This window comes from Leisingera sp. SA215 (assembly GCF_055902035.1).
Genome location: NZ_JBVVXU010000006.1, coordinates 78,449 through 93,200, shown reverse-complemented (window position 1 = coordinate 93,200; position 14,752 = coordinate 78,449). Strand labels below are relative to the sequence as shown.

Here is a 14,752-nt window from a genome sequence, read left to right as displayed (position 1 = left end):
CCCTTAAAGCCAATTGATGTCGTCAAAACCACGGTCGATGTAGCCGCCTTCGGAAAAGCTCTCGCCCTCGTATCCGAAGATCGGCCAAACTGCTTTCTGGTTGTAAAGGCCAGTCACCAGACCGCCGCGGATCTGCTGGAAGAATGGGCTGCTCTCCATCCCACGCAGAAGGTTCACCCGGTCGCGTTCCCAGCCGATATCGATGTAATTTGCATAGCCAATGCCGTGCGCCGCTTCGTTCAGCGCGGCCACTCCGGCCTCGATGCCTTCGGAAGCTTCGGCCACATCATAGCCTTTGACCGCAATGGCATAGAACTTGTCCGGCACCTGGTCATGCGGATAGATATCCCGCGCCATCTGGATCAGCGTTGCCATGGTCTCAGGCTTCAGATGATCGACCGCCAGCGCCCAGTTGGCAGCTTTGGCCTGGGCTGCAACGAAGCTGGTGCCGACAACGAAGCTGGCCCCAAAAAGCGCACTTTGAGAGAGCAGCTGGCGGCGAGTCATTGTTTGCTTGCGAATTGACATGGTTTCCTCCCTGTCAGAGTTAGGTTTACTGGTATCGCCCGGCCCGTTGCAGAACCTCGATTTCATATCCGTCGGGGTCCTGAACGAAGAAAAAACGGGCCAGTGTCTGGCCGTTGCGTTTAAAATCGACGCGCTTGCGGGGAGCGAACCCCGCTGCTTCAAAGCGGGCGTGCTCGGCATCGAGGTCCTCAACACTGAAGGCCAGATGGCCATACCCATTGCCTTGATCGTAGGGTTCGGTTGTGTCCTTGTTGATGGTCAGTTCCAACTCGAAGGAAGCCTCGTCATTGGATAGGTAAACCAGCGTGAAACCGTCGAAGTCGATCCGTTCCGCCACATCCAGGCCGAAGGCCTGGCGGTAAAAGGCGATTGAGCGATCCTCGTCGAGCACGCGGATCATGGAATGGATTGCTTTTGCCATGTCGTCCTCGGCATTTGTAAGAAAGAGGAGGCCCTGCGGCCGGATGGGGGAGGGCATCGGCCGCAGGGGGAGGCTCCGGGGCGGTTTTGTGGCCACCGACACACCGGAGAGCCGGGCGGAGTGTCAGGGAACGATCACGCCGCGTCCGGTAAACTTTCGATCCTTAAAATCGGATATCGCCTGGTTGATGTTGGCGAGGCTGTATTCGGTCTGATGCATCGTCACGAGACCGTCAGCATTCATTTCCATCAGCTCGACAAGCTCGGTGTAGTCGCCCACGAGGCTGCCGCCGATCTTGATTTCGTTGGCCACCAGCTCCAGTGTCGGAACCTCGACGGTGCCGCCATAGCCTACCATGATCAGTTCACCTCCCTGGCGGAGCAGCTTCCAGCAGACATTTTCGGTGCCGTGCTCGCCGACGAAATCAATCGCCACATGCGCGCCGCCACCAGTCAGATCCTTCACCTCGTCGACAAGGTTCGGCCCGCCGTCTAGAACGAAGTCCGCCCCCAACTCTTTAGCGAGCACCTGTGCTGCGGGTTCACGGTCCACCGCGATCACCCGCGCGCCGCAGGAATGCTTGAGCACCTGGAGCGCGATATGGCCGAGCCCGCCTATTCCCAGAAGCAGAACGTAACCGCCCGGGTTGAGAAGTTTCGCAGCCTTCTTGGCGGCGCGATAAGCTGTGATGCCCGCATCGGCCATTGGCGCGACCTCGAGCGGCGTGATGCCGGTGTTGAGCTTTATGACCGAGCTTTCGCTGGTCTTGAAATATTCGGCAAAACCACCGTCCAATCCAAGGCCCGGAAACAGCCCGTGGTCGCAATACATGTCGTGACCATACCGGCAATTCAGGCATATGCCGCAGCTGCGATGCGGGTGGCAGATCACCGCATCACCCGGTTTCACAGAGGTCACTGAACTGCCGACATCCTCAACCCAGCCAGCATTCTCATGGCCCAAAACATAGGGCAGAAGGTTCCCGTGGGTATCCATGATGTCCTTCCAGACACCTTCAATAATATGCAGGTCAGTGCGGCACAGGCCAGCCGCACCGACCTTGACGATCACTTCGTCCGGGGCCGTGATCGTAGGAGGACGAACCTCTTCGATCTTCAGCTCCACGTTCATCTCCGGATCGTATTCGTAGAGTCTCGCTGCTTTCATGGTCTCGTTCCTTCAGTCTGATCGGACCGGCCCGGCCGGTTCCCTGGTTTGCAACAGTGCGCTCAGGCCCGTCCCAGCAGCTCAGCACCGCCGCCACGGGCGGGGCCTTCTGTCGGATCTGCTTCGCCTTCCTCCAGATCGCCCACCAAGGTTTCGGTGGTTAGGATCAGCGTCGCCACCGAGGCTGCGTTGACCAGCGCGCTGGCAGGCACCCGGGCGGGATCGACGATGCCGGCCTCGAACATGTTGCCGAAGGCGCCGGTCGCGGCGTTGTAGCCATGGCCAGCCGGGCCTTCGGTGACCGCTTGGGCCACGCTGGCGATATCGGCACCTGCATTGCGGGCGATACGGCGCAGCGGCTCGGTCAGGATCGAGCGGACCAGTTGGATGCCCTTGGCCACGTCTCCCAGCGCGTCGAGCGTGTCGAGACAGTCGGAGATCTGGGCCAGCGCCGTGCCGCCACCGGCAACCACGCCGTCCTCGGCCGCCGCCTGGACCGCGCATAGCGCGTCCTCGATCAGCTGGATCGTTCGTTTTTGCTCGACTGGGGTGAAACCGCCAGCGTAAATAATGGCGCTGCCGCCGGTCAGCTTGGACAGCCGTTCACGCAGTTTGTCCTTTTCGATATTCGGAGGCGCAACGTCATGCTGGCGCTGCACCTGGTTGCGGCGGGCGGTAATCGCGCCAGGGTCGCCTTCACCGCGCAGGATCGAAGTGCCGGATGCATGTGACCGCACCATCTCGGCCCCGCCCAACTGTTCGCGGGTGACGCTTTCGATCTTCTTGCCGAGGTCGCGGGCCAGCACCTCGCCGCCTGTCAGGATCGCCAGGTCGTCCATCAGCGCTGCGCGCCAGTGGCCGTATTCCGGCGGATGGACGATCAGATATTTCCCGGCGCCGCCGTTTTCCAGAAGCTTTACAACCACCTCGGGGGCGATCTCTTCTGCCACAATCAGCAAGGGGCGGTTCTCGCCATCGGCAATCGAAATTGCATTATCAAGCAGTTCGGGCTTGAGGATCTTCTGATCGGTCAGCAGGATCAGCGGGTTGCGCAGAACAGCTTCCATGTTCTCCCGGTCGGTGACCATGTGGTGCGAGATATAGCCTCGCTCGATGGACATCCCCTCGACCACTTCCATCGTGGTTTCGATGGTCACCCCGAAATCGGCGGAAATCACGCCGTCGCGGCCGACGCGCCGAAAGGCCTCGGCGACCAGTTCGCCAAGTTTTGGATCCGTCGAAGACACGCAGGCGACGGCTTCTAGATATTCGGGATGGTCGTCGCAATTCACCGAGGAGGCGTCGATGGCGCTGATCACCCGCGCCACCGCCAGGTCGATGCCCTTGCAAAGATCGACTGGTTTCACGCCATTGTCGGTCAGGTCCACGCCACGCTGGATCAGCGCATTGGCGAGCACGATAGCTGTGGTGGTGCCGTCTCCGGCCACATCATTGGTCTGCATCGAGACCTCGCGCACCACCTGTGCGCCCATGTTCTCGAAGCGGTCATTCAGCTCGATCTCGGATGCGATGCTGACCCCGTCCCGGGTGACCAGCGGGGTGCCCACCGGACGGTCAACCATCGCATTCAGCCCCTTCGGCCCGAGGGTGGGTTCCACTGCCGCGGCAAGCCGCGCGACACCCCGGGCCAGACAGTTGCGGGCGACCTTGCCATGTACCATGAGTTTAGCCATATCTTCCTCCTTCGGCCTGGGGATATTCCCAGGCGTCCTCCCTAAAGTTCGTAAATTTTCCAGCTACTTAACCACGTACGGTGGCATTTTCCCGAGGCGGCACGCGGCCGGCAATAAAGTCGATCAGTGCCGGTCCGTCGGGTCCGATCTCAACCTCTTTGTAGCGAGTTTTCGCGAGTCCCCGGCATAGGGCGCCGTTGAACTCCATGTTGATCCGTGTGCTGCGCAGGCGATTAAGATGCTCGGCCAAAGTTTCGGCTTTGATCTTCTGTCCGTCCCAAGTCGGAAAGCTCAGGTCCCCTGGATTTTCCGCCAGACCTTGCGCCAGGAGCAGCTCCAGATAGCGCGGTTTCTGCCGCAGCTCTTCTTCGCCGGCGAAATCGACCTTTTGAAGCTGACCGAGGGTCATGGACACGATCGCTGCTGCGCTATAGCCCTTTTCCTGAAGCCCCAAAAGCACGGTTTCCTGACGCCGGTCGAAAGCCTTGGCAAGGAACTTTTCTACCACCTCAGTTAAACTGGCGCCGTCACAATACTCGGCAAAGACATCGTGGTAGTTCCGCCCGCTGTTGACCCCTTCATTGACTTTTTCACCGAAGCAATGGTCATTGAGTTGAACAGATGCCTCCACCACCCAGGGCAGCGACAACACTTCTTTGCGGATTCCAAAGGCCATGAGAAATGCGAAATTCGGCGAGCACCAATAAGTAGGGAGCCGAAATTCGACTCTCACATTTTTCGCATCCGTCACCTCGATCGTCTCGACGAAACCCATATCGGTGATGGGTTCGTCAAGCTCTGGGTCTGTCACGGCAGCGAGACATTCCCAGACTTCGAGTTCCAGCTCCGCCTTGAGATTGGCGACCAGCATCAGATCACTCCGCCGCGATTTGGACAGGAGCGCCGGCCAGTTCGGCCTGCTTCTGCGAAACGTCAATATCATAGAGCTTCGCCGCGTTCAGGCCGAGGATCTTCTCCTTAATCTCGTCGGTAAGCTGAACACCGCCGCGCTCGGCCGAAATGTCTTCGGGGATTTGATAATCCCAAAACTTCTCGACCAGCCATTTCGGCGTCCAGATCGCATAGTCGGAGCCAAAGAGGAGCTTGTCCTCGCCCACCCACCAGAGCAGTTCGGCCATGACCTCGCCAAAGTAGCGCGGGCGCGAGTAAATGAAGGGCATCGCCACGGCCAACCCGGCATAGACGTTGGTTTCCTGCGTCGCGATCCAGCAGAAATCATCGAGCCGCGGCAGGCCGCAATGTTCGACGATCCAGTTGAGGTTCTGGAAATCGGTGGCAGCGTAATCGACGTCGTCTACGCTGAAGGCATCCTTCGACAGCGGAATAATCGTCGGACCCTTGTGGACATGGATGTTCTTGATGCCCAGCTTGTCGCAGAGCTCGAAGCACTTGTAGGCCGCGGGATCGTTAAGCGCCCAGCCCTTGCTGTCGCCATTCCATTCGGCGGTGTACATCTTCACGCCGGAGATGTCGTAGGTCTCCTTCATGTAGTGGATGTATTCCAGCGCCTTCTCACCATCGCGCGGATCGAAGCTGCCGTTGACGATAAAGCGCTCGGGGTGGCGCTTGGCCATCTCGTTCGAGCGTTCCAGGCAGCCGAAGCCTTTTTTGTAGAAGTCACTCAGTACCGTGGTCTGGATGATCGCCATGTCGTTGGGGCCGTCGACGAAGAGGTCGCGGTAGATGTCGTCCTCGGAGTATTTCTCGAAACGCGCCTTCTCCCACAGCTCTTCGGGCGGGCTGAGGTTGGTATGATAGGCGTAGAAGCAATCAATGAACTGCTTGCCATGCACATTGGCCTGGTTCTCGGGGCTGCCGTCCCAGAAATGGGTGTGGCCGTCGAGAATGAAGATCTCTTTTCCGTCCTTGGTGGTGTACATGTCGTCCTCCCTTGCGTGGCTTAGGTTTGTCATTGGCTCCGGGGCGCGTGGGGTACGGGGCCCCGGAGCCTGTCATCTGCGGCGCAGAGAACCGATCAGATGTACTCCATCACCTCGTTCATATCGCCGAACAGGATCACGGTATCGTCGTCGATCCGCACCATCCGCCCGTAGTGGGTGGAGGTATTGACCTCGAAGGTCTCGGCGGTCATCTCGCGGCCGAGAAATTCGGTGATCTCGTCCATCTTGAAGATCAGCTTGCCTTCGCCGTCGATGCGGATGGTCGCCGGGTTGTAGGTGACCGTGACATTGGGATCGTTTTCCTCCATGAATTCGGCGATGGCGCGGGCCTCGACGCTGTCGTTCATAGTGACGCCGCACTGGTGCGAAACCTCGCGCGAGGTCAGGTCGATGTCCTTCATTGACTTGAAAATGTTTTGCTTGGTCGCATTGCGCGCTGTGATAGACATGTGTCTTGTCCTTTCAGAAGGTTATTCGAGACCCAGCTCGCTGACGATCCGGTCGAGACGTTCTTTCGAAACGGCCTTGACGTCTTCGAAGGAGACCGGTTTGGAGTGCGGCTGCGACCAGATCGGCTGCAATGCGGCGGCGGCTTTTTCAGCCAGGTCGCCATGCTTGGCGAGCCAGGACTTGAAGAGCTTGCGGTTGTGCGCGCCGTGCTCTTGGTCATGAGCCAGCAGGTAGACCAGGTCGACAGTGTTCGCGAGGTTGCGCTCGTAGTCGGCCTCGGCAGCGGAAATCACCGGCGGGGTGATGAAGTCGTTGTTGGCCGCGGCTGCCTGCATGAAGAAGCCCGAGCGGATCAGCTCGCCCACCATCGGTTCGAAGATGATGTTGATGGCGAAATACTGCTCGAGGTAATCCTCGGAGCCCATGATCGTCTCGATCGCTTCGCGGCAGGGCTGCCAGATCGGATCTTCCAGCCAGGCTTTCTTGCCAAGCTCGTCATCCCAACCGTCGATATCCATGCCGATCTCGGCCAGATAGAGCGTGATGTCCTGCGTCAGCCGCATCTTGTAGGATGAGTTGGTCAACGTCGCGTTGTTGATCATCTGGGTGTAGCCATAGCGCTGCGCCTGCATGAGTGAGGTGCCTAGGCCGAATTCGGCGTGCTTCCACGCCCCCAGATGCTTTTGCAGGATTGTCTGCCACGCCTTGTCGAAGACCTTGTGCGCGCCGGCCTTGCGGGCATTGGCTATCACCGCCTGCACCATGGTCTCGATCTTGGACTGGCGCTGGTAGTGGGTGCGTTCCCATTCCTGGTCCGGCGCCCGGAAGGCGTGCCAGTTCGACGACAGCGCCGCGGTACTGCCCTTCTGGTAGGCGCCGCCGCCCTTGCCGCCCTCGAACTCGATGATCCAGTTCTGGATCAGGTAGCGTTCGGGATCGGGTTGCACGTCGACGGTGACGTCCTCGTAATGGGTCGCGCGTTTGCCGCGCGGCTCGAAGTAGTTATATTTGCGGCTTTTCGAGCCGACAAATTGCGCCGCGCCGGCAGCGCCAGATCCGACAGAGCTTGATGTTGCTACCATGGTAGCCTCCCTTTGGTTTGGTTCACGTCACTAGCGTTCGGCCCGTCTCAGTGGGCCGAAGAACCGGAAGTGGGGGTGAACTTGTCGTAGAAAATGCGATCGGTTTCGAAGTCGTGCATGAAGAGCACTGGGGTCAGCGCGTCGATCATCGGCGGCGGGCCGCAAGCATAGACATCGCCTTCACCATTGATCCCCAGCTCGCGCAGGTGGCTGTCGACGTATTCATGCACAAAGCCGCGTGCGCCGGCCCAGCCGTTGCCTTCGTCCTCGTGGCTCAGCACCGGGATGAACCGGACGTTGGGATAGGCCTCGGTCAGGGCGCCGATTTCCTCGAGCTTGAACAGGTCGTCTTGGGTGCGGGCACCGTAGTAGAAATATACCGGCCGGTCCTCGCCGCTTTCCACATGGTCATTAAGGATCGACCAGACCGGCGACATGCCAGAGCCCGCGCCGACAAGGATCACCGGTCCTTGCCGGTCTTCCCGTCGGAAGCACATCCCGTAGGGGCCTTCGACCCGCACTTCCGCACCTGCCTTGATGCCGCCGTCGTCGAGCTCGTTGGAGAACCGCCCGTCGGGGTATTTTTTGATGATGAACCCGAGTTTCTGGGTTTCGCTCGGCGGATTTGCCATGGAGAACGAGCGTGTAATCTCCTCCCCTTCTTCGGTTTTGACCGTGATGTCGACATATTGGCCCGCCCAGAATTTCAAAGGCGCATCCAGTTCGATCTGGACCCCGCGAATGTCATGGGTGAGTTTCTGGAAATCGGTGATCCGGCCGGTGAACGCCTTGACCGGGATCGATTTCGACAGGACTTCCTCGTCGTAGTTCAGAAGCTCGATTTCAAGATCGCTGAGCGCCAGAGACCGGCACATCAGGATATGGCCGCCGTCCTTTTCCATGTCGTTCAGCGCGAAAGTTGAGTAATTCTCCATCTCGGTCTCGCCGTCGAGCTGGACGCATTTGCAGGCAGAGCACTGGCCTTCCTTGCAACCGTGAGGCAGGGCGATGCCCTGGCGGAATGCCGCGTCAAGGATATATTCGCCATCCTCGACCTCGAATTCCACACCGACCGGTTCCAATCGGACATTGTAGGTGTCCATCGTTTTATCCTCCCTTTCCTCGCCACGCGGCTCGGGCGTGTGCGATGGCGGGCGGGGGCCTGACGCGGCCCCCGCCATTGGTGATCAGTTGCAGGGATTGATGGTGAAGCCGGCCTGGTACTCGGCGATATGCGCCTCGCGTTCCGCCGGAGCCATCGCACGCAGCATGTTGAGCGGCGAGCGCAGAGTATGGCCGCGCACGTGCTCGAGCTTCCACATATCCTTGTTGTCAAAGCGCAGGTGCGGCTGGGCGGTAAGGGTCTCGCCGTCTTCGCGGACGAAGTTGAGATCCTTGATGGCATCCGCCAGGTCCCAGCCGTCGTAGACACTCTCCCATTCCCGCTTGCCGGAGAACTTGCCCATCGCCGGTGTCGGACGCCCTTGGTATTCGCCGGCAAAGGCTTCAACTGCAGTCCAGCGATCCAGTTCGTGCGCGAATGTGTGCAATTCGCCATCGATCTCGTCGACCACCATGTCCTCACGGATCAGGCAGGGAACCAGGCACGACCAGCAGCGGTGCGGATAGACGTAACCAGTTTCCTCGTTGAAGGTGACGACTTTTTCACCCGGCTTCGACAGTTTTGCGTACCATTTCCAGAACTCGCCAAATTCGGCGTACCAGCCCGGATACTTGTGCTCGAACCACTCGAAATCCTTCTCGGTCTGGGCTTCAATCCGCCAAAAGTTGACAGGCCAGCCAACGGCGAAGAATTGGGCGACCTTGTGGACGTAGTTCTTCTCAGTGATCCGCTTCCAGGCTTCTTGGACGTCATCGTGATGGACTTTCACGCCATACTTCTCGAGCGGCAGCATGTAGGTCCGGTAATAATCCTCGAAAATCCAGCGGTGCCACATCTCCGCATAGGATTCCTTGTCCTTGTCGCGGTTGGTGGTGCCGTATTCGATAAAGGTGCCGATCGCGGCATCGACGATGGCGTGGTTCTGCCAGAAGGCGTAACGCAAGTCGCGCTCCAGCAGCAGGTGGTTCTCGGGCTCCTTCAGCGCCGCCATCAGCAGGGAGTGGCCGTTACCGATGTGGCGGCTTTCGTCCGATTGCACCGACAGGAACACGGTCGGCAGGGCATAGTCGCCGTTCCGAGCTGCTTCCGAGGGCATGGCCACGAAGAGCGTATTGGTGAAGGCGGTTTCCGCAACCACGGTCAGATACATGCAGGCCGAGGTCATCACATCACCAGTGATGAAACCTTCGCCAAACTGGCGTCCGATGGTGGTGGCGTAGCACTTTCCGAAGGCCTCTTCTGTGATATCGAAGCCGGCAGGGTCAATGTAGTTTTCCATGTACCACTTCTTCAGGTTCATCTGAATTGTGGAATGGCGGAACTCGTCAACCATCTGCATGGTGAAACCCGTTCGGAGATCCTCGCCAGGCGAGATCCGAGCCACCATTGCCATGGCACGTGCGGCAGAAATTTCGGGGAAGGGAATGATCGCGAGAAAGAGCTTCATCCACTCAATCCAGCGGGGCTCCACATTGCGGAACATATCGCCGCGCAGCGCCGCGTCAAGCGCACCGTAAACGCGGTTATCCTTCTCCTCTTCCATCGGGAAGTAGGAGCGAAGGACCTGCTTCATCGGGTCGCGCGGGGCCTTCGTGATCTTGTAGTCGGTCGGGAAGGTGCTGGCCTCCTGAACATATGAAGGATTCCAACCCAGGTCGGAAATCTTCTTAGTGGCTTCCCCGACCGAAATACCACGCTGCGACGTGATCTTGTTAAGCGTCAAAGTCATGCCATGAGCCTCCTTAAAGCTCTGCGACCGGTCGACCGGTCACCTGTTGGCGGCTTTTGCCGTTTCATTTGAACGCCGTTGGTCATATGACCTTCCGGCGCAGGTTCTCGGCAAAGGTTGAGCAGTTCGGCAATGTCCACGGCTGGCCGGGTCTTTACACCCATGTCGTCCGGTGGACTGACACCCCTTGTCTCTGTCCTTCGTTCTTTGGAGCGCGCCCTGTCGGAGCAGCTGCTCGTGCTTTGTGCCATTCTTGTTGCAAGGCTGGTTCCAGAAGCTGGAAAAATGTGTGTCTTAGTAGGAAATTTTTACCAATTACCTGTTTTTGCTATGTTTTTTTCGGGTAATTTTTCAGCGCAAGCTAAGCCAGACTGCCGTCGATTTTTCTTAGCCAAGGCCGAGTGTCTCATATCGTTACACTCGTTTCGGAGGGGCGTTTTACGCGGCGTTACACTTTACACTTTCCGAGAATGATCCGGGTGTTGCACCTGGCAACAATCTAACTTCCGAAGCATTGAAATGGCCGCCGCATCCACCTTCCGGCCTGGCGATAGGCTGTCCTCGTCCAGCCCGGTGTCCAACCCGTGGTCAAGGGATTTTCGAAAGTGGGGTCAGTTGGCATTTCCCCATTGAATTCCAAGCCGCGTACGGTGGGTCAATAGGTCCGTAGGCTCAGTTTCGAAGCCGCCGTTTCGCCGCAGGAGCCAAGCCATTTTCCTGCCGGTATTTCGCGACTACCCGTCGCGATACCCCGATGCCCTCGGCCTCCAGCATCACCGTCAGCTGCCGGTCGGAAAACGGCTTCCTAGGATCTTCTGCCGCGAGCAGGGACCGGATGCGCGCCTGCACCTTCGGCTTCGAATGCCCGTTTTGGATCGAGCACGCGCCGGCACAAAGCGCACGCGCGGCGATTATTCCATTCGGCCCTTCAATCAGGAGCCCGTTCAGCACCCGGCTGACCGTGCTGAGGTGAAAGCCGGTCTCTCGTGAGATTTCCGACATGGTCATCGGATGCAAGGCCTCTGGTCCGGTCCGGAAAAACGCGTCCTGCCGCTGGACCAACACTCCAACCACCTGCTTTAGCGCTGAGCGGCGCAATTCCAACGCCTGTTTAAGCGCCCGCGCCTTGGCCAGCGCTTCCTGCATTGCCGGGTTCTTTGCGCCCCTCGGCACCGGTGAAATTGTCACATCCGGCTGTAATGCAGACCGAAATTCGATCTCCCACCCGTCGCCAGCAGAGGTAACAGTCACATCGGGTTCACGCAGCAGTGTTGGGTCGAAGACAAAGGCGCTGCCGGGTTTGGGATTGAGCCCCCGGATCATCGCAAGGCAATGAGCCACCTCGGTCTCATCAAGCCCGGTTTTCTTGACAAGCTCGCCGGTTCCGCCGCTTTCCAACACACCTAGATGGTCAAGCACTAGGCACATGCTCCCGGTCATGGCCTCCTGATCTTCCAGTTGCAATCTTAGGCATTCTTCCAGGTTCCGGGCAAAGAGGCCGGTGGGTTCGATCCGTTTCTGAATAAGCCGCAGTGCCCTTTCGGCAACCTCCCCAGTAATCCCCAACGCTCCGGCAATCTCATCCAAAGGGCGCCCGAGCCAGCCAGAGGGTTCGAGTTCCTCAATCAGCAGAGTCACCAATTTTTCCAACATTCCGCCTTGGGCCATCAGCCCGGCCAACTCGCGGAAGACGTGATCGTAAAGGCTGCTGGCTTCCTCTACGGAGGTCATTTCCAGCACATCTGTTGCACTTGAACCGGTGCCAAGCCGCGGCCGCAGGATCAGCATAGGGTTTTCCTGTGCGGTTTCGGCCAGATGCTCCTCCAGATCGCCGGACGACATCTGCAACACACCTACAACCTGCCCTAGCTTGAACACCTGAGCCTGGCTTGCACGCAAATGAAACCCTAAGCCCATGCCGCCCTCTTCGGGGTCCAAAGCGGACGAACCTCTGGCCATTGTGGCAAGAGCCGGTCTATCATTACCAAAAGAAACCTTCGAGTTGCAGCCCGATGAAAGAAGATGATCCGATCGGTGGCATCGTACCATTGGACTACGCGCCGCCCGAGCTGTCTTATCCTGGCATTTCTCCGCAGCTTCTTGCCCGTGTGAAGCAGCTCTGGTCCGCCGGCGGACTGGATTTTGACCGACACTGGCGTGCCGGAATACGCAGCCTTCCAGGCTTTCGTGCCGTGCCCCGGGTTGAGACTTCGGCCAATAGCACCGAGGTCGATCTGGTTTTTCTGTTCGATCAATGCATCATCTGGGTGCGGGCGATACACGAGGCCGCGAATTGCGGATTCACGCATCAGGTTGCAGGCCTCATCCCAGCGCAATGGCACGGGCTGGCGGCTCTTTCTGCGCGGCTGACTGAACAATTGACCGCCCTGCGCCTTCTGGCTTTGACCGACCTTCCGATGCCGGCGATGCAGATCGCCCGCTCGATATCCGAAGATGTGGATATGGCGCTTGTCCTGCTGATCCGCCGCAAGCTGGCGCAGCGTTTCACGGATTGCCGCACAGTTGAAGAGGCCAATGAGTTCTGGCGTCGATACATCGCGGGCGGGCGGGCCTTCCGCACGATATCCGAAAAGCTCTATGCGGTTGGAATCGACCATTCTGCCGACACCGATTATGCCAGATGGCGCAAAACGGTCCTGGCCACGCTCGGCGCCGCCGTCCACAGCAATGCGCTCAACACCTGCGTCCCCGCAAGGCAGCATGGCAATGTGCTGCTGAATGACGACAGCCTGCATTTTGCAACTTTCCGAATTCATGAACTTTGTGCCTTCGCGCAACTTGTCGAGCCGAAGCTTACTGAAACGCTGGAGGTGGCAGGCCTGGCCGCTGCTAAGGTAGAGCCTCCGGCCATCGAATTTGCCCCGCTGGCCGCACCTTTAAACAGCATACTCGTCAACCAGATACAGAGCCTGGCCACCTCCGCGCCGCCCGTTGCCCCGCGGCAAGCGGGCAAGCGCTCTTAGTGTGTCTTTTCTTCAGCCTTGCCCAGACGGCTTTCAGCCACCCATCGCGCGGCCAGCACAAGTGCCCCAGAGGCAAAATCCTTGCCGTGTTCTTCCACCATCTCTTCAGCCACCTTCGCAAGCGTCTGAAAGTAACGGTCTTTGCTCTGTTCTTCGGCAGACAAAGCTTGTGTCATTGTTTTTCCTCCTTGGGTTGATTACTTGAACATGTTTTTGGGGAACGTCGCGATTGAAACTTTTCCGTCCTCAGTCCCCATTGCCAGATGTTCCCCGCCATCGGACCAGACCAGAGAACTGACTGGCGCGCCTGTGCCTTCGCGCAGCATCATCTCGTCGGGGTGGCCAATCCGGCAGATTGTCACCAGCCCGTTGGCATAGCTTACCGCGCAAAGGTCTCGCACCGGATGCACCGCCACGATATCAACAATCGTCAGCCCCGCTCTACCGGTCTCAATCGGCGCGCCTTGATGGTCACCGAAGGGCAGATCGGGTAACGTCCAGCCGGCCACACGGAACGCTCCGGACGTCACCATCGCGTTGGCCCGGCCGCTGAAATCGACTGCACGGACGGCCTCGGGAAAATCGACGATCCGGTCTATCGACCCGGCAGGCACATCGACCAGTAGCACAGATTTGTCACGGCACCCGGCTACCAGCCAGCGGTTGCAGGGCGACCATGAGAGTGCGATGACCTCGCCGCCGCAGGCAATCCGTGCGATCGCGTCCAACCCGGCGGTTGCCAACACGCTCACATGCCCTGGGCCCCAGCAGCCCAGAAGGCTGCCATCAGGGGACGTGGCAATATGTGTCACTTCGTGTGGCATTTCGGTGTGCGCGATCTCTTCCGCTCCCGCCTCGGCGACCACGGACAATTCAGAACCGCGGGCGACCAAGATACGGTCTGCGTTGGGAAGGGCGGCCAGCGCCGTCACGGTTCGGTCATCTTTGCCCGGCACCTTGAGAGTCTGGCCACGCGCGGTGGCGCGCCATAGCCCACCGCCCTCATCTGGCGCAAATGCAAAGCCTTGGTCACCCAAACGGCTTATGGCAACGTTCACATTTGCAATTGGCACGTCGCTGACCATCGGCAGGGGCAGCGGCTTTTCACGGGGGCGAATGCTTGTCCGGCCGGTGTCCAATTCCATCCGCAACCGCTTTTCGGGATGCTCAGCATCTTCGGTGCGAATAAAAGCCAGCCGGCCATCGGCCAGCGCCACGGCCAGAGACGTTCCACCCGCGTTGAACAAGACCTGTCGCACTTGACCTTCCAAATGCCACGTCCGGGCAATCAGATCGAAAAGCGACATGGCCTGAGGCGGCATATGCTGTGTCATTTAACGTTCCTTTTCCATCGCGGCTCTAAGCTCTTCGTCTAGGTCTGAGAGCCGTTTTTCCAGCCTGTTGATCTTTTCCATAGTGCGGTCGAGCGCTTCGGTGTTTTCGTCACACGCGGCTTCAAGTTCCTCATCCACCACGCCATCGCGCTCGTCCTTCATACCGAGCACCACCATGCCGCTGGCCTTTTGGTTCAGCCGCAGCTGCTCGACATTTGTTGCGGCGAGGTCCTGGGTGGTTTTCACACGATCCATGAGAATGTCTTGAAGGTTGCGCGATTGACCTGTCATCGGGCCCCCCTGTAAATGGATACCGTT

The 14,752-nt window shown here is 58.9% G+C and carries 15 protein-coding genes; 1 reads left to right on the top strand and 14 read right to left on the bottom strand.

Annotated features, from left to right (window positions below; genetic code table 11):
- Window positions 1-3 precede the first annotated feature (3 nt).
- From AC0KW6_RS08720 to AC0KW6_RS08670, 11 genes are all read right to left on the bottom strand, one after another.
- A complete protein-coding gene (locus AC0KW6_RS08720; protein ID WP_323776075.1) occupies window positions 4-507 on the bottom strand; it encodes a Twin-arginine translocation pathway signal in 504 nt (167 codons plus the stop codon).
- 46 nt (window positions 508-553) lie between these two features.
- Window positions 554-949, bottom strand: a complete 396-nt coding sequence (locus tag AC0KW6_RS08715; protein WP_323776074.1) for a VOC family protein — start codon at window positions 947-949, stop codon at window positions 554-556.
- 123 nt (window positions 950-1,072) lie between these two features.
- Window positions 1,073-2,116 carry an NAD(P)-dependent alcohol dehydrogenase gene (locus AC0KW6_RS08710; protein WP_474034702.1) on the bottom strand — a complete coding sequence of 348 codons (1,044 nt, stop codon included), beginning with the start codon at window positions 2,114-2,116 and terminating at the stop codon, window positions 1,073-1,075.
- 62 nt (window positions 2,117-2,178) lie between these two features.
- Window positions 2,179-3,810, bottom strand: a complete 1,632-nt coding sequence (gene groEL / locus AC0KW6_RS08705; protein ID WP_474034701.1) for a chaperonin GroEL — start codon at window positions 3,808-3,810, stop codon at window positions 2,179-2,181.
- A gap of 67 nt (window positions 3,811-3,877) precedes the next feature.
- Complete coding sequence (locus tag AC0KW6_RS08700; RefSeq protein WP_474034700.1) at window positions 3,878-4,681, bottom strand: iron-sulfur cluster assembly protein; 804 nt, start codon at window positions 4,679-4,681, stop codon at window positions 3,878-3,880.
- 4 nt (window positions 4,682-4,685) lie between these two features.
- Window positions 4,686-5,711, bottom strand: coding sequence for an amidohydrolase family protein (locus AC0KW6_RS08695; protein ID WP_474034699.1), 1,026 nt, complete (start codon window positions 5,709-5,711; stop codon window positions 4,686-4,688).
- Between the two features lie 95 nt (window positions 5,712-5,806).
- Entirely contained in the window at window positions 5,807-6,181 is a 375-nt protein-coding gene (locus AC0KW6_RS08690; protein WP_323776069.1) for an MmoB/DmpM family protein, read from the bottom strand.
- 21 nt (window positions 6,182-6,202) lie between these two features.
- The gene (locus tag AC0KW6_RS08685; protein WP_474034698.1) at window positions 6,203-7,264 is read right to left on the bottom strand and encodes an aromatic/alkene monooxygenase hydroxylase subunit beta; all 1,062 of its coding nucleotides are present in this window, start codon (window positions 7,262-7,264) and stop codon (window positions 6,203-6,205) included.
- Between the two features lie 47 nt (window positions 7,265-7,311).
- Window positions 7,312-8,367 (bottom strand): 2Fe-2S iron-sulfur cluster binding domain-containing protein, encoded by a 1,056-nt coding sequence (locus AC0KW6_RS08680; RefSeq protein ID WP_323783877.1) that lies wholly within the window; start codon window positions 8,365-8,367, stop codon window positions 7,312-7,314.
- 84 nt (window positions 8,368-8,451) lie between these two features.
- Window positions 8,452-10,116 carry a ferritin family protein gene (locus tag AC0KW6_RS08675; RefSeq protein ID WP_323783875.1) on the bottom strand — a complete coding sequence of 555 codons (1,665 nt, stop codon included), beginning with the start codon at window positions 10,114-10,116 and terminating at the stop codon, window positions 8,452-8,454.
- A 672-nt stretch (window positions 10,117-10,788) separates the two neighbouring features.
- On the bottom strand, window positions 10,789-12,165 hold the full coding sequence (locus tag AC0KW6_RS08670; RefSeq protein WP_474034697.1) for an RNA polymerase factor sigma-54: 1,377 nt from the start codon (window positions 12,163-12,165) through the stop codon (window positions 10,789-10,791).
- Here AC0KW6_RS08670 and AC0KW6_RS08665 point away from each other — a divergent pair.
- Entirely contained in the window at window positions 12,129-13,100 is a 972-nt protein-coding gene (locus AC0KW6_RS08665) for a hypothetical protein (RefSeq protein WP_474034696.1), read from the top strand. The two genes, AC0KW6_RS08670 and AC0KW6_RS08665, sit on opposite strands and share 37 nt — an antisense overlap.
- Here AC0KW6_RS08665 and AC0KW6_RS08660 read toward each other — a convergent pair.
- Genes AC0KW6_RS08660 through AC0KW6_RS08650 form a run of 3 tightly spaced genes read right to left on the bottom strand, consistent with a single transcriptional unit; the run spans window position 13,097 to window position 14,689 of the window.
- Complete coding sequence (locus tag AC0KW6_RS08660; protein ID WP_323781154.1) at window positions 13,097-13,276, bottom strand: hypothetical protein; 180 nt, start codon at window positions 13,274-13,276, stop codon at window positions 13,097-13,099. The genes AC0KW6_RS08665 and AC0KW6_RS08660 overlap by 4 nt on opposite strands.
- Before the next feature lie 21 nt (window positions 13,277-13,297).
- Window positions 13,298-14,434, bottom strand: a complete 1,137-nt coding sequence (locus AC0KW6_RS08655; RefSeq protein WP_474034695.1) for a WD40 repeat domain-containing protein — start codon at window positions 14,432-14,434, stop codon at window positions 13,298-13,300.
- Window positions 14,435-14,689 carry a hypothetical protein gene (locus tag AC0KW6_RS08650; protein WP_474034694.1) on the bottom strand — a complete coding sequence of 85 codons (255 nt, stop codon included), beginning with the start codon at window positions 14,687-14,689 and terminating at the stop codon, window positions 14,435-14,437.
- Window positions 14,690-14,752 lie beyond the last annotated feature (63 nt).

Coding starts and splice junctions, on each gene's coding strand:
- AC0KW6_RS08720 (WP_323776075.1), bottom strand. CDS start 507: ATGACTCGCCGCCAGCTGCTCTCTCAAAGTGCGCTTTTTGGGGCCAGC.
- AC0KW6_RS08715 (WP_323776074.1), bottom strand. CDS start 949: ATGGCAAAAGCAATCCATTCCATGATCCGCGTGCTCGACGAGGATCGC.
- AC0KW6_RS08710 (WP_474034702.1), bottom strand. CDS start 2,116: ATGAAAGCAGCGAGACTCTACGAATACGATCCGGAGATGAACGTGGAG.
- groEL (WP_474034701.1), bottom strand. CDS start 3,810: ATGGCTAAACTCATGGTACATGGCAAGGTCGCCCGCAACTGTCTGGCC.
- AC0KW6_RS08700 (WP_474034700.1), bottom strand. CDS start 4,681: ATGCTGGTCGCCAATCTCAAGGCGGAGCTGGAACTCGAAGTCTGGGAA.
- AC0KW6_RS08695 (WP_474034699.1), bottom strand. CDS start 5,711: ATGTACACCACCAAGGACGGAAAAGAGATCTTCATTCTCGACGGCCAC.
- AC0KW6_RS08690 (WP_323776069.1), bottom strand. CDS start 6,181: ATGTCTATCACAGCGCGCAATGCGACCAAGCAAAACATTTTCAAGTCA.
- AC0KW6_RS08685 (WP_474034698.1), bottom strand. CDS start 7,264: ATGGTAGCAACATCAAGCTCTGTCGGATCTGGCGCTGCCGGCGCGGCG.
- AC0KW6_RS08680 (WP_323783877.1), bottom strand. CDS start 8,367: ATGGACACCTACAATGTCCGATTGGAACCGGTCGGTGTGGAATTCGAG.
- AC0KW6_RS08675 (WP_323783875.1), bottom strand. CDS start 10,116: ATGACTTTGACGCTTAACAAGATCACGTCGCAGCGTGGTATTTCGGTC.
- AC0KW6_RS08665 (WP_474034696.1), top strand. CDS start 12,129: ATGAAAGAAGATGATCCGATCGGTGGCATCGTACCATTGGACTACGCG.
- AC0KW6_RS08670 (WP_474034697.1), bottom strand. CDS start 12,165: ATGGTACGATGCCACCGATCGGATCATCTTCTTTCATCGGGCTGCAAC.
- AC0KW6_RS08660 (WP_323781154.1), bottom strand. CDS start 13,276: ATGACACAAGCTTTGTCTGCCGAAGAACAGAGCAAAGACCGTTACTTT.
- AC0KW6_RS08655 (WP_474034695.1), bottom strand. CDS start 14,434: ATGACACAGCATATGCCGCCTCAGGCCATGTCGCTTTTCGATCTGATT.
- AC0KW6_RS08650 (WP_474034694.1), bottom strand. CDS start 14,689: ATGGATCGTGTGAAAACCACCCAGGACCTCGCCGCAACAAATGTCGAG.